The 13,076-nt window shown below is 72.1% G+C and carries 12 protein-coding genes; 4 read left to right on the forward strand and 8 right to left on the reverse strand.

Annotation, left to right across the window (positions count from 1 at the left end):
• Positions 1-132: 132 nt before the first annotated feature.
• From ACIA5A_RS24215 to ACIA5A_RS24230, 4 genes are read right to left on the reverse strand one after another with little or no spacing between them, the layout of a single operon-like run.
• Positions 133-1,341, reverse strand: a complete 1,209-nt coding sequence (locus tag ACIA5A_RS24215) for an ABC transporter ATP-binding protein (protein WP_396766495.1) — start codon at positions 1,339-1,341, stop codon at positions 133-135.
• A 9-nt stretch (positions 1,342-1,350) separates the two neighbouring features.
• Entirely contained in the window at positions 1,351-2,187 is an 837-nt protein-coding gene (locus ACIA5A_RS24220; RefSeq protein WP_396766498.1) for a carbohydrate ABC transporter permease, read from the reverse strand.
• 1 nt (position 2,188) lies between these two features.
• A complete protein-coding gene (locus ACIA5A_RS24225; protein WP_396766501.1) occupies positions 2,189-3,184 on the reverse strand; it encodes a carbohydrate ABC transporter permease in 996 nt (331 codons plus the stop codon).
• On the reverse strand, positions 3,181-4,464 hold the full coding sequence (locus ACIA5A_RS24230) for an ABC transporter substrate-binding protein (RefSeq protein ID WP_396766504.1): 1,284 nt from the start codon (positions 4,462-4,464) through the stop codon (positions 3,181-3,183). Before ACIA5A_RS24230 ends, ACIA5A_RS24225 begins: the two co-directional genes overlap by 4 nt.
• Before the next feature lie 207 nt (positions 4,465-4,671).
• Here ACIA5A_RS24230 and ACIA5A_RS24235 point away from each other — a divergent pair, with 207 nt between their 5' ends.
• The 3 genes from ACIA5A_RS24235 (at position 4,672) to ACIA5A_RS24245 (ending at position 6,222) form a co-directional block, all read left to right on the forward strand.
• Positions 4,672-5,250: a DsbA family protein gene (locus ACIA5A_RS24235; protein WP_396766506.1), complete on the forward strand. Its 579-nt coding sequence runs from the start codon at positions 4,672-4,674 to the stop codon at positions 5,248-5,250.
• Between the two features lie 217 nt (positions 5,251-5,467).
• Positions 5,468-5,899 carry a hypothetical protein gene (locus tag ACIA5A_RS24240; protein WP_396766509.1) on the forward strand — a complete coding sequence of 144 codons (432 nt, stop codon included), beginning with the start codon at positions 5,468-5,470 and terminating at the stop codon, positions 5,897-5,899.
• Positions 5,900-5,946: 47 nt separating this feature from the next.
• On the forward strand, positions 5,947-6,222 hold the full coding sequence (locus tag ACIA5A_RS24245) for a hypothetical protein (protein ID WP_396766511.1): 276 nt from the start codon (positions 5,947-5,949) through the stop codon (positions 6,220-6,222).
• A gap of 22 nt (positions 6,223-6,244) precedes the next feature.
• Here the strand turns inward: ACIA5A_RS24245 and ACIA5A_RS24250 are convergent, their stop codons facing one another.
• From ACIA5A_RS24250 to ACIA5A_RS24260, 3 genes are all read right to left on the reverse strand, one after another.
• Positions 6,245-6,940 carry a hypothetical protein gene (locus ACIA5A_RS24250; RefSeq protein WP_396766514.1) on the reverse strand — a complete coding sequence of 232 codons (696 nt, stop codon included), beginning with the start codon at positions 6,938-6,940 and terminating at the stop codon, positions 6,245-6,247.
• Positions 6,941-7,311: 371 nt separating this feature from the next.
• A complete protein-coding gene (locus tag ACIA5A_RS24255) occupies positions 7,312-8,097 on the reverse strand; it encodes a DUF4184 family protein (RefSeq protein ID WP_396766517.1) in 786 nt (261 codons plus the stop codon).
• A gap of 22 nt (positions 8,098-8,119) precedes the next feature.
• Positions 8,120-8,818, reverse strand: a complete 699-nt coding sequence (locus ACIA5A_RS24260; protein WP_396766520.1) for an HAD family hydrolase — start codon at positions 8,816-8,818, stop codon at positions 8,120-8,122.
• Positions 8,819-9,011: 193 nt separating this feature from the next.
• On the opposite strand from ACIA5A_RS24260, the gene ACIA5A_RS24265 reads away from it, so the two are divergent.
• On the forward strand, positions 9,012-10,328 hold the full coding sequence (locus ACIA5A_RS24265) for a hypothetical protein (protein ID WP_396766523.1): 1,317 nt from the start codon (positions 9,012-9,014) through the stop codon (positions 10,326-10,328).
• A 15-nt stretch (positions 10,329-10,343) separates the two neighbouring features.
• Here the strand turns inward: ACIA5A_RS24265 and ACIA5A_RS24270 are convergent, their stop codons facing one another.
• Positions 10,344-13,046, reverse strand: a complete 2,703-nt coding sequence (locus tag ACIA5A_RS24270) for an MGH1-like glycoside hydrolase domain-containing protein (protein WP_396766526.1) — start codon at positions 13,044-13,046, stop codon at positions 10,344-10,346.
• Positions 13,047-13,076: the final 30 nt, after the last annotated feature.

The following is a 13,076-nucleotide window of genomic DNA, read 5'->3' on the forward strand; positions in this document are numbered from 1 at the left end:
CCGGGCGGGGGGGGGTTTCTCTGCCTTGCTGGCCACCAAACACCAACAAACGTTTGCCCCCCCCCCGCCCCCGGGGTGTGGGGGGGGGGGGGCCGCCCCCCCCCCCCCCCCCTTCCGCGCGCGGACGTACGCTCAGTCGGCAAGCGCGCCGGCCGACCGCCCCTCGTGCAGGGTCAGGTTGCGACCGCTGCCCGGGTCGAACAGGTGGATCTTCTCCAGGTTGAACCAGACCCGGCGCGACTCGCCCTCGCGCACCGGCGACTCCGCCGACAGCCGGGTGACCAGGCTGGAACCCGCGCCGGCGAAGTCGGCGGCGCCGGCGTCGGCGGCCAACTCCTCCAGCTCCGCGGCGGTGGCCCGCTCCCCCTCGACGGTGAAGTAGACGTACTTGTCCGAACCCATCGACTCGACGATGTCGACAGGCGCCTCGAACTCCACGCCCCGGGCGCGGGTCTCGTCGTCGATCAGCGCCGCGTCCTCGAAGTGCTCCGGCCGGACGCCCAGGATCAGCTCGCGCGGCGCGTCGCCGGCCTCCAGCTCGCGGCGGACCCGCTCGCCGATCGGCACGTCACCCAACGCCGTACGCAGCCGCCCCTCCTCCACCTTGGCGTGCAGGAAGTTCATCGACGGCGAGCCGATGAACCCGGCCACGAACAGGTTGCGCGGGTGGTCGTACAGCTCCTGCGGCGGGCCGACCTGCTGCACCGCGCCGCCGCGCATGATGACCACCCGGTCGCCGAGCGTCATCGCCTCGGTCTGGTCGTGGGTGACGTAGACGGTGGTGGTGCCGAGCTGCTTCTGCAGCCGGGAGACCACCGTGCGCATCTGCACCCGCAGCTTGGCGTCCAGGTTGGACAGCGGCTCGTCCATCAGGAACGCCTTGGGCTGGCGCACGATCGCCCGGCCCATCGCCACCCGCTGCCGCTGGCCGCCGGAGAGGTTGGCCGGCTTCCGGTCCAGCAGCGCGGTCAGCTCCAGCACCTTGGCGGCCTCGTCCACCTTCTGGTTGATGGTCTCCTTGTCCATCTTCGCCAGGCGCAGCGGGAACGCCATGTTCTCCCGCACCGTCATGTTCGGGTAGAGCGCGTACGACTGGAAGACCATGGCGATGTCCCGGTCCCGGGGCGCCTTGTGGTTGACCCGCTCGCCGCCGATGCGCAGCTCGCCGGAGCTGATGTCCTCCAGCCCCGCGATCATGTTGAGGGTGGTGGACTTCCCGCAGCCGGAGGGGCCGACCAGGATGACGAACTCGCCGTCGGCGATCTCCAGGTCGACGTCCCGCACCGCGGAGGTCCCGTCCGGGAACTGCTTGCTCACCTTGTCCAGCACGATGTCAGCCACTGTTACCACCTATCCCTTGACTGCGCCGGAGGTCAGGCCGGAGACGATGCGGCGCTGGAAGAAGAGCACGAACAGGATGATCGGAATGGTGATCACCACGGCGGCGGCGCAGATCGCCCCGGTGGGGTCCTCGAACTGCGACTCGCCGGTGAAGAACTGCAGGGCCACCGGGACCGTGCGGGACCGCTCGGTCGAGGTGAGCGTGATCGCGAACAGGAAGTCGTTCCAGCAGAAGATGAAGACCAGGATGGCCGTGGTGAACACGCCCGGCGCGGCCAGCGGCGCGATCACCCGCCGGAACGCCTGGCCCTGGGTGGCGCCGTCCATCTTCGCCGCCTTCTCCAGGTCCCACGGGATCTGCTTGAAGAACGCCGACAGCGTGTAGATCGCCAGTGGCAGCGCGAACGTGATGTACGGCAGGATCAGGCCGGGCCAGGTGTCGAAGAGGCCGAGCTGCCGCTCGATCTCGAACAGCGGCGACACCAGCGACACCTGCGGGAACATCGCGATCAGCAGGGACACCCCGACCAGCAGCTTCTTGCCGGGGAAGTCCAGCCGGGAGATCGCGTACGCGGCCATGGTGCCGAGCACCACGGCGATCGCGGTGGCGATCAGCGCGATGCCGATCGAGTTGACCAGGGCCCGGACGAACTGGTCGGTGTCGAAGATCGTCCGGTAGTTGTCCAGCGTCCACTCGCGCGGCCAGAACTTGCCGTCGGTGAGCGTGGCCGGGGTCTTGAACGACAGCGAGGCGATCCAGAGCACCGGGACCAGCGCGAAGACGACGACCACGACGTCCAGCACGCCCCAGCGCAGCTTCGCCCGCGTGGTGGTTTCCACGGCCATGTCAGCGCCTCTCCCCATCGTCGCTGCCCGGGGCAGCGGTGCCGAACAGCTTCACGAAGACGAACGCGATGATCGCCACGGTGATGAAGATCAGCACCGACATCGTGGAGCCGATGCCGAGGTTCAGGCCCCGGATCAGGTTGTTGTAGGCGAGCATCGACACCGACGAGGTCTCGTTGCCGCCGTTGGTGAGCACGAAGATGTTGTCGAAGACCCGGAACGCGTCGAGCGTGCGGAACAGCAGCGCGACCAGGATCGCCGGCTTCATCACCGGCAGCATCACCTTGGTGAACCGCTGCCAGGCCGTCGCGCCGTCGGTGGACGCCGCCTTGAGCAGGTCCTCCGGCACCAGGGCCAGGCCGGCCATCAGCAGCAGCGCCATGAACGGGGTGGTCTTCCAGATCTCCGCCAGCATGATGATCGCCAGCGAGCTGGCCCGCTCGGTCAGCGGGGCGCTGCCGTCGAACAGGTTCGCCAGGTATCCGGTGCCGGGCGTCCAGGCGTACCGCCAGGAGAACGCCGCGACCACGGTGACGATGCCGTAGGGGATCAGCGCCGCGGTGCGGACGATGCCCCGGCCGACGAGCGTCCGGTGCATGATCAGCGCCAGGCCCATGCCGAGCACCAGCTCGATCGCGACGGTGACCACCGTGATCAGCATGGTCACGCCGAACGCGGTCCACCAGAAGTCGTTCGTCAGCACGGTGACGTAGTTCTCCAGCCCGACGAACTGCCGCTCGTCGGGGAACCGCAGGTCGAAACGCTGCAACGAGAGCCAGACCGAGTACAGGATCGGGTACGCGGTGACCAGCACCATGACCAGCGCGGCCGGCGCGCAGAGCAGCCAGCCCAGACGCCGCTCGGCGCGCTTGTTGTCGCTCAGCGGCGCGGCGAAGCCGCGACGGGCCCGCTGGGTGGGCACCGCGGCGTGGCGACCGGTGGACTGCTCCGCCTCGGCGGCGGCCTCCGTGCCGGCCGGAGTGGCGTTCACGCTCATGGCAGGACACCCTTCGACTCCAGCGCGTCGGCGATGGCCTTGCGCAGCTCGTCCGCGGTCTTCTCGGGGTTGATCCCCGACGGCGGCGACAGGATCGCCGACATCACCGTGGAGATGCTCTGGTAGGCGGGGGTCAGCGGACGCACCGCCGGCTCCTTCAGCTCCTCCAGGATGGTCTCCTTCATCGGGTACGCCTTGGCCATCTCCGGGTCGTCGTAGACCGACTCGATGGTCGGCGGCACGCCGTCGTTGACCGCGGAGAACTTCTGGTGCTCCGCGCTGCGGATGCACCGGGCGGCCTCGAACGACTCGGTCGGGTGCTTCGAGTACGTGCTGACCGCCAGGTTGACCCCGCCGATGGTGACCTTGCTCGGGGTGTTCGCGTCGACGCCGGGCACCCGCGCCCACTTCACGTCCTTGGCCAGCTCGGGGTTGGCCTCCTGCATCGCCGGATACACGAACGGCCAGTTCACCTGGAACGCGCCGCCGCCGGACTGGAACTCCAGCCGCACCGGGTCCTCCGTCGCGTTGCTGAACGACGGCGAGGTCACGCCCGACGTGGCGAACGTCTTGAGCTGCTCCAGCGCGCGCACGGTGCCGGCGTCCATCACGGCCTTCTTGCCGTCGTCGCTGAGGATCTTGCCGCCGGCGCTCTCGGCGAGCGTGTTGTAGAGCACCACCAGGCCCTCGTACTGGGCGCCCATGGTGAGCACCCGGTAGGGCTTGTTCTGCTCCTTGAGCCGCTGGGCGGCCGAGATCATCTCGTCCCAGCTCTTCGGCGGCTCCGACACCAGGTCGGCGCGGTACCACAGCAACTGCACGTTGGTGTTCTTCGGCGCGGCGTAGAGCTTGTCCTCGTACCGGGCGGTGTCCAGTGGCCCGGCCAGTGTGCCCTGCTCGACCTCGGCCTTGTCCTGGCCGGTCCACTCCCGCACCCAGTCGGCGCTGGCGAACTCCTGCGTCCAGGTGACGTCCAGGCCGAGCACGTCCATGCCGCTGTCCTGCGCCGCCAGCCGCCGCACCATCTGCACCCGCTGCTCGTCGGCCTCCCGCGGCAGCACCCGGTAGGTGATCCGGTAGCGCCCCTGGGCCTGCGCGTTGCAGTCGTCGACCACCTTCTGCAGGTTCTGCTCGGGCGGGTAGTACAGGTTGATCGTCGGCGGGCCGCCGTCGCCGCCGGACCCGCAGGCGGCCAGCGGGGCCACCAACGCCAACGCGGCGGCCGCAGCCGCCGCGCGTCTCACCGGCCGCCGTGCGGCCGTGTCGGGGACTGTCGTCATCACCCTCCCCCTCTCTTCGGCGAAGAACCGGGGAGGTCACCCGTGCCCCGGCGCACGGCGAGACGGTCGAGGCACCGGCCCGTGCGCCCGAGCCCCGGGCGTTTCGTGGGCTCGAACGTGCCCGACCTGCGACGAAGCGAAACATCACGGTCACGTGACGGTCACCGCCGCGCTGCGGCCGGCCGTGCCCGCCCCTAGGTTGGTGGGATGGACGCCACCTTCTTCTTCGACCCGGCCTGCCCCTGGACCTGGCGGACCTCCCGCTGGCTCGTGACCGTCGCCGACGCGCGCGGGCTGCGCGTGCAGTGGCGGGCGTTCAGCCTGGCCATCCTCAACGACGGGCAGGTCCCGCCCGAGTTCGCCGAGGCGATGGCGGCCTCCGGCCGGGTGCTGCGGATGGTGGAGGCGCTGCGCGCGCAGGACCGGCACGACGACGCGGGACGCCTCTACACCGAGCTGGGCACGCGCACCCACGACGCCGGTGACCCGCTCGGTGACCGGAGCGTCGCGGCGGCGGTGGAGGCGGCCGGGTTGACCGACGCGGCGGCGGCGCTGGACGACGAACGCTGGGACGCGGCGGTGCACGAGTCGCACGCGCTGGCGTACGGCTCGGCCGGACCGGACATCGGCTCGCCGGTGCTGATGGTGCCGGACGCGACCCGAGGCATCCACGGCCCGATCATCACCGAGGTCCCGGGCGTCGAGGACGCGCTGACGATCTGGGACTCGATGCTGCCGCTGATCCGCCTGGACACCTTCCACGAACTCAAGCGCGCGCGCCGCTGACCCGAACGCACCTGCCGTCTCACCAGGTGAACGGGGAGACTACCCAGCGTCAGCCGGCTCGACTAGCGTTTCCCTAGCTCCCTGGCCCCGCGCGTCGCCGCCGCTGTCGACCCGCCGCCGGCTGTCCCCCACAGCCCGCTCGATCGGTTGGTTCTTCCGGGAACCGCCCGCCTGCGCGCGTACCGGTTGGGCAGGATGCCCCCGAGGAGGTGCCGTCGTGCAGGACACCCGCGCTCTCGCCCTGTCGTTCGAGGTGAGCGGCCTGCCCCCGGTCAAGACCGAGGCCCTGTCCATCTTCGCCGCCGGCCACCGCCAGGCGACGAGGGTCCGCACGCTGCTCCAGGCCGCCTGCACGGCGGCCCAGCGCACCGGGTGGACCCCGCTCGCCGGGCCGGTGGAGGTGGACCTGACCCTGCGGTGCCCGCCCGGGCACCGCACCTCCGACGCCAGCACGCTGCTGGGTGGCGTGTGCGCGGTGCTGCAGGACAAGAAGCGGGCGTCCAGCATCGGCCTCGCCCACCTCGGGGTGCTTGTCGACGTCGCGCTCTGGACCGACGACCGGCAGATCCGCCGGCTGTCGTACGCCGAGGAGCCGGCGGAGGAATTCTCGTACCAGGTCCGGGTGGCGGCCGTACCGACGATGGTTTGACCGACGCCCGCGGTGGGGTACCGCGGACGCCGACGAAGGGAGCGCCGATGTCGGAGCCACATGTCACGCTCGATCCGAGCGGGCTCGACCCTGTGCAGCAGAAGCTGCGCGGCCCGCTGGAGGATCAGCTGACCTCGGCCCTGCAGGCGGCCACCGAACGGGTCCGGGCCGGCTACGCGGGCGAGCCCGTCGAGGACGTCTGCCGCCGGCTGCTCGACGAGACCCGGGCCGGCCTGCACCCCGACATCGCCGCCGGCTTCACCCCGGACATGGACGAGTTCTGCCGGGTCGCCGTGGCGATCGTCCGCGGCGAGATCCACTGAGTCGACGCCTCCCGGTCGGCGGTCAGCCCCGCCGGACGTCGACGGAGACGACGTGGGTGCCGTCCGGGCGGGTGGACTCGCCCAGGCGCACCGGCACCCGCCCGCCGTCCGGCGGTCGGAGGCCGAGCCCGAAGCTCAGGTGCCCCTCGAAGTCGCCGGCCGCGGCCCAGCCCAGCAGCGTCGGGTAGCCGATCGCGGCCGGCGGCAGGTCGGCCGTGCCGCCGCCGCGCGCGTCGTGCCCCTGTGCCGGGGAGAACCGCACCGACAGGTAGGCGGTGCCGGGCAACTCGACCGGCGCGCCACGGCCCTCGGTGACCACCTGCGGCACGTAGCCGACCCGGTAGGACGGGGTGGGGCCGCGGAAGGCGAACGTGATCCGGCTGTAGTCCTCCTCCGGATGGTCGGCGACCTGCACCGCCACCAGGACGGGCAGCGGCCCGGCGGGGTTCGGGGTGACCGGCGCCCGCACCGCGTGCGTCACCTGGGCGGGCGTGGCGGGCACCGCCCAGCCCCAGGTCCGCCGCCACGTACCGGAGGTCGCCGCCGCGTCGGCGGACGCGGGCGGGGTGGCGGCGGGAGGCGGGGCGGCGGTGGTGGCCGGCGCGGCGGCCGTCGGGGACGGGGGCGCCGGATCCGCGTCGTCGGGACCGGTCGTCGTGCAGGCCGCCGCGAGCAGCACGACCAGGCCGGCGAGCAGCGGTACGCGCCGAAGAGTCATGACTCAGTGTCGCTCCGTCACGGGCCGGCGCGCCAGGGGCGTCCCGCCCGACGTCGGCCGGACGGGTCAGGACCGGGTCCGCAACTCCCCGGCCCTGACCCCGGCCGTCCGGCAAGGTATCGGTTCCGGCCGCGGGAACACGGCGGGCGTGGCACGACGCCCACGCCGGGCTCCACACGGCGAACCGGTTCGCCCGCACTCAGCTCCACGGTGCTCTTACCACCGGACTCCGGTACGCCCCCGACTCACCCCGACGAGGCGTGGACGCCGGCTCAGGTTAGGCAGGTCAGCCCAGGTCGGACAAGCGTCGGCCGGGCCGACCGGCTGTGATTGATGTCAATGCCGAAAAGCGGCATGTCGACGTAACAAGGTCAGCCGATCGGGCGCTGTTCGGGCTCGAGGCGCGGACTGCGACCGGCGCCGCCCGACGGCGTCGAGCGGGCCGCCGCGGCGCCGGCGATCAGCGCCAGCGCACCGAGATGCAGCACGCGCACCCCGGCCGGCGCGGCGACGCCGGCCGCCGGCAGTCCGGGCAGCAGCAGTGCGCCCAGCGCGGTGACCGCAAGGGTAACCCGCCAGAAGACGAGCGGGTCCGTCGCCGGGAGCGGGGGCGGGTCGCCGTCGAAGACCCTCCCCCGGCGGGCCGCGTACACCGCCGCGGCGACCACCAGCAGCCCGCCGCCGAGGCTGCCGACCACGTCCCCGAACTGCCACCAGTACCAGCCGGTCAGGGCGTGGAAGTCGGCGACGCCGAGCAGCCGCGGCGCCCGCTCGGAGTGGCTGACCCGGTCCCACGCGACGTGGCTGAACGCGCCGATCAGCGCCGAGCAGACGGTGACCTGCCAGGGGTGACGCACCCCGGCCAGCGCGGCGTACTGGGGCCAGCCGAACAGCCTCCGCAGCGGCAGGTGCGCGGCGATGCCGGCGACCACCCGGCGGACGATCCAGGCGTACGCGAGCGCGACCGGCAGGCACCACCAGAGCAACCCGCCCAGCGTGTGGGTGCGCAGCCCGAGATCGAAGCGGGTGCCGGTGACCAGGTAGCCGACGTCCGGGGCGACCGCGCCGGTGGCCAGCGCCACCCCGTCGAACCAGTGCGGGCGCCACCACTTCAGCGGCAGCACCGGCGCCAGGTGCGAGGGGAACGTGAGCGGCACATCCCGGACGTTACCGGCCAGGTCAGAAGTGCCGGACCAGGTCGGGGAACGCGGCCAGCCGGATCACCCCCGGGTCGGACGGATCCAGTTCCTCGTGCTCCAGCACCCAGGTGTTCTCGTTCGGGATGAACACCGCGTTCATGCCCGCGGCCCGCGCCGGCAGGATGTCCGAGCGCGGCGAGTTGCCGATCATCCACGCCTCGCCCGGCTCGAACGCGTGCTCGCGCGCCAGCCAGCGGTAGGTGTCGACGTCCTTCTCCGGCACGATGTGCGCGGCCCGGAAGTGGTGCAGCAGCCCGCACGCGTCGAGCTTGCGCTGCTGCTCCTCGCGCTCGCCCTTGGTGAGCAGCAGCAACTCGTGGCGGGTGGCGAGGTCGTCGAGCGTCCGGGCCACCCCCGGCATCAGCTCCACCTGGTGCCCGACCAGCGCGGCCGCGAGCTGTTCGATCTCGACGCGTTCGGCGTCGGTGGCCGGGCGCTCGCGCAGCTTCGCCAGGCAGTCGGCGAGGCTGCGCAGGAAGATCTTGCTGCCGTACCCGTGGGCCTGGGCGTTGGCCCGTTCCACGTCGTCGAGCACGGCCCGCAACTGCGTCCGGTCCAGGGTCGGATGGTCGAGCCAGGTGAGGAAGTCCTCGATCACCCGCTCGAAGACGACGTTGTTCTCCCAGAGCGTGTCGTCGGCATCGAAGACCAGCACGGCGGCCTCCCGGCGCTCTCCCATCGCACCCCTCCCCCTCGCCCCTGCCCGAAGGAGGGGCCCCTTCTTAACGCCCGCGGTAGAGGCGGGGCCCCTTTTTAACACGAGGCGTTAACAGGGGGCCCCTCCTTTCATGCCGGGTGGGTCGGCCGGTCGGGGGGTGGGGTGAGGCGGCTACCCGACTGCGGAAAACCTGCTCGGGCGGGATGCTTCAGCGATGACGACCTCACCCGCCCCGACCCGGGCCGGACGGCGCACCGTCCTCGCCGGGGCGGTCGCGCTCGCCGTGGCCGGCGGCGCGTTCCCGGCGGTCCCGGCCCACGCCGTCAACGCCACCCACGCCACAGTGGTCGGCACGAAGCCGGCGGCCTGGACGCCGCACGCGCTCGACGGCACCGTGTACCGGATCCTCCAGATCGGCGACCGGGTCTACCTGGCCGGCTCGTTCACCAAGGTGCGCAACGCGAACACCACCGCGCAGCTCGCGATGCCCCGGCTGGTGGCGTTCCACGCCGACACCGGCCGGATCGACACCACGTTCAAGCCGGTGGTCAACGGTACGGTCAAGGCGCTCGCCGCCTCGGCCGACGGCCGCTCGCTCTATCTCGGCGGCGCGTTCACCACGGTCAACGGTGTGGCCGCGCCGCGGGTGGCCCGGGTCGACGCGGCCACCGGCGCCCGGGTCGCCGGGTTCGCTCCGGCGGCGCTCAACAACCAGGTCAACGACATGCGGCTGGTCGGCGCCCGGTTGCTCGTGGGCGGCGCGTTCCAGACCGTGGGCGGGGTGACCCGACGTGCCCTGGCCGCGCTGGACGCGACCACCGGCGCCGCCGACGCGTCGGTGAACCTGCGGCTGGAAGGTCCCCGGGTCACCACCACCGGGGTCACCGCCTCGGTCAAGGTCGAGGCGATGGACGTCTCCGCCGACGGCCGGCGGCTGGTCGTCGTCGGCAACTTCAGCTCGGTCGCCGGGCAGGCCCGGCACCAGCTCGCGGTGGCGAACCTGACCGCGACGGGGGCGACGCTGTCCGGCTGGTCGACGACCCGCTACCAGCCGCAGTGCGCCAAGTCGATGCCGACCTACCTGCGCGGGGTGGACATCTCGGCGGACGGCACCTGGTTCGTGGCGGTCACCACCGGCGCGGCGTTCCCGGGGACGCTGTGCGACGCCGCGGCCCGCTTCGAGTTCGGCACGGAGATCGCCGGCAAACAGCCGACCTGGGTGAACTACACCGGCGGCGACACGCTGCTGTCGGTGGCGGTCACCGGCGCGGCGGTCTACGTCGGCGGGCACCAGCGCTGGCTCGACAACCCGTCCGGGCGCAACTCCGCCGGCCCCGGCGCGGTGTCCCGGCCCGGCGTCGGGGCGATCCACCCGACCACCGGCAAGGCGCTGGCGTGGAACCCGACCAAGGACCGCGGGGTCGGCACCGCCGACCTGTACGCCACCGACCGCGGCCTGTGGCTCGGCAGCGACACCGTGACGGTGGCCGGCGAGTACCACGCGCGGGTGGCGTTCCTCCCCCTGCCGTGAGGCGCGGCGCAGGGCTCAGCGGCGCAGGGTGAGGATCAGGTCGGCGACCAGGGCCGTCCAGCCGGTCTGGTGCCAGGCGCCCAGCCCGGCGCCGTTGTCGCCGTGGAAGTACTCCGGGAAGCAGATCAGGTCCCGCCAGTCCGGGTGGGTCTGGAACAGTTGCGCCGCGCCGTAGATCGGCCGCCGCCCCCACCCGTCCCGGGTGAACAGCGAGATCAGCCGCGCCGAGAGGTCGTCGGCGATCTCGTCGAGCGTGTGCTTCACCCCGGAGCGGGTCGGATACTCGACTTGGAGGTCGTCGCCGAAGAACGCGGCGTGTTCGCGCAACGCGGTGATCAGCAGGAAGTTCGTCGGCATCCAGATCGGGCCGCGCCAGTTGGAGTTGCCGCCGAACAGGCCGCTGGTCGACTCGGCCGGCTCGTAGCCGACGCTGAACTCCTGCCCGCCGAGCGTGACCGTGAACGGCTTGTCCAGGTGGGCGCGGGAGAGCGTCCGCAGGCCGTACTCGGAGAGGAACTCGTCGGTGTCGAGCATCCGGGCCAGCAGCCGCACCATCTGCTCCGGGCCGACCATGGACAGCAGCCGCTGCTGGGTGCCGTCGGAGCCGAGCCGGCGGCCGCCGATCACGTCGGCGTACTCCGGTCGGTTGGTCAGGAACCAGCGCAGCCGGGCGCCCAGCTCGGGCAGGCGGCGCATGGTCCGGGTGGTCAGCCGGGTGACCGCGGCCAGCGGCAGCAGCCCCACCACCGAGCGCACCTTCAGCGGCACCTTCGTGCCGTCGGCCAGCCGCAGCACGTCGTAGAAGAACGCGTCCTCGGCGTCCCACAGCCCCTGCTCGTACGCCGCTGCGGCGATGTACGCGAAGTGCTCGAAGAACTTCGTGGCGGTGTCCACGTACGCGTGGTCGTGCTCGGCGAGCACGATCGCCATGTCGAGCAGGTTGAGCGCGTACATGGCCATCCAGCCGGTGCCGTCGGACTGCTCCAGCGTGCCGGCCACCGGCAGCGCGGCCGAGCGGTCGAACGGTCCCACGTTGTCCAGGCCGAGGAAGCCGCCCTCGAAGACGTTGTTGCCGCCGGTGTCCTTGCGGTTGACCCACCAGGTGAAGTTGAGCAGCAGCTTCTGCATCACCCGGGACAGGAACTCGTGGTCGCGGGAGCCGTCGATCTCGAAGACCTTCAGGGCGGCCCAGGCGTGCACCGGCGGGTTCACGTCCCCGAACGCCCACTCGTACGCCGGGATCTGCCCGTTCGGGTGCAGGTACCACTCGCGGAGCAGGAGCAGCAGTTGGTCCTTGGCGAAGCCCGGGTCGACCCGGGCGATGGTCACGCAGTGGAAGGCCAGGTCCCAGGCCGCGTACCAGGGATATTCCCACGGGTCCGGCATGGAGAAGACGTCGAAGCTGGTCATGTGCCACCAGGCGCTGTTGCGCCCGTGCCGCCGGCCGGCCGGCGGCGGCGCCGACCCGGGATCGCCCTCCAGCCACCGCTTGACGTCGAAGTGGTAGAACTGCTTGCCCCACATCAGCCCGGCGATGGCCTGGCGGGCGACGAGCGCCTCGTCGGCGGTGGCCGCGGCCGGGATCACGCTGTCGAAGAACCGGTTCGCCTCCGCCCGGCGGGCCCAGAGCACGGTGTCGAACCCGTCGCCGAGGTCGGCCGGGGCGGGCGGGCCGGCCACCGGCGGCGGCGCGGTGCGGGTCAGCCGCAGCCGGATCTGCCGCCGCCCGCCGGCCGGCACGTCGAGCACGTAGTGCAGCGCGCCCTTGGTGCCGACGCGCTCCGGGTTGACGGTGGCCGCGCCGGCGACGACGTGGTCGTTGATCCCGTCCTTCGGGTACGCCGAGCGCCCGGGCAGCCCCCACAGCCGCTCGGCGTTGGTCTCGTTGTCGCACAGCAGCGGCGTCGGGTCGCCGTCGCCCTCCAGCAGCAACTGGCCGAGCACCCAGTGCTCGCCGACCAGCCGGGAACCGGCGCCGTGCAGCGTCGGCACCCGGTCGGCGCCGGGCAGCCCCCAGGACCAGGTGTTGCGGAACCAGAGCGTGGGCAGCACGTGCAGGGTGGCGTCCTGGTCACCCCGGTTCGCCACGGTGACGAGCAGGCACATGTCGGTCGGTGACGCCTTGGCGTAGTCGACGGTCACCGCCCAGTACCTGTCGTCGTCGAAGATGCCGGTGTCGACCAGCTCGTACTCGGTGTCGTCCCGGCCGCGCAGCGCGTTCACCGCGACCAGCTCGTCGTAGGGGAACGCGGCCTGCGGGTAGTGGTAGCGCCAGCGCATCCAGGAGTGGGTGGGCGTGGAGTCCTCGTACCACCAGTAGTCCTTGGCGTCCTCGCCGTGGTTGCCGCCGTCGCCGCCGAGGCCGAACATCCGCTCCTTGAGGATCGGGTCCCGCCCGTTCCACAGCGCCAGCGCGAAGCAGAACGTCTGCCGGTCGTCGCAGACGCCCGCCATGCCGTCGTCGTTCCACCGGTAGGCTCGGGACCGCGCGTGATCGTGGGGGAAGTAGTCCCACGCCGTGCCGTGCTCGCTGTAGTCCTCCCGTACCGTCCCCCACGCCCGCTCGGACAGATAGGGGCCCCATGCGCGCCAGTCCTGCTCCCCGGCGTCGGCCTGGGCGAGCCGGTGCCGCTCGGGGTCGGGGGTCGCGGAGGTCGGGCGGTCGGTGATCACCCGCACATCTTCGACGCCGCCGGGGTACTTCTCCACAGCGGCCATTGTCGTCGTGGCATGTCACACCTCGCTGCC

Origin of the sequence: Micromonospora sp. NPDC051300 (assembly GCF_044455315.1) — a bacterium.
Taxonomy (GTDB): Bacteria; Actinomycetota; Actinomycetes; order Mycobacteriales; family Micromonosporaceae; genus Micromonospora; species Micromonospora robiginosa.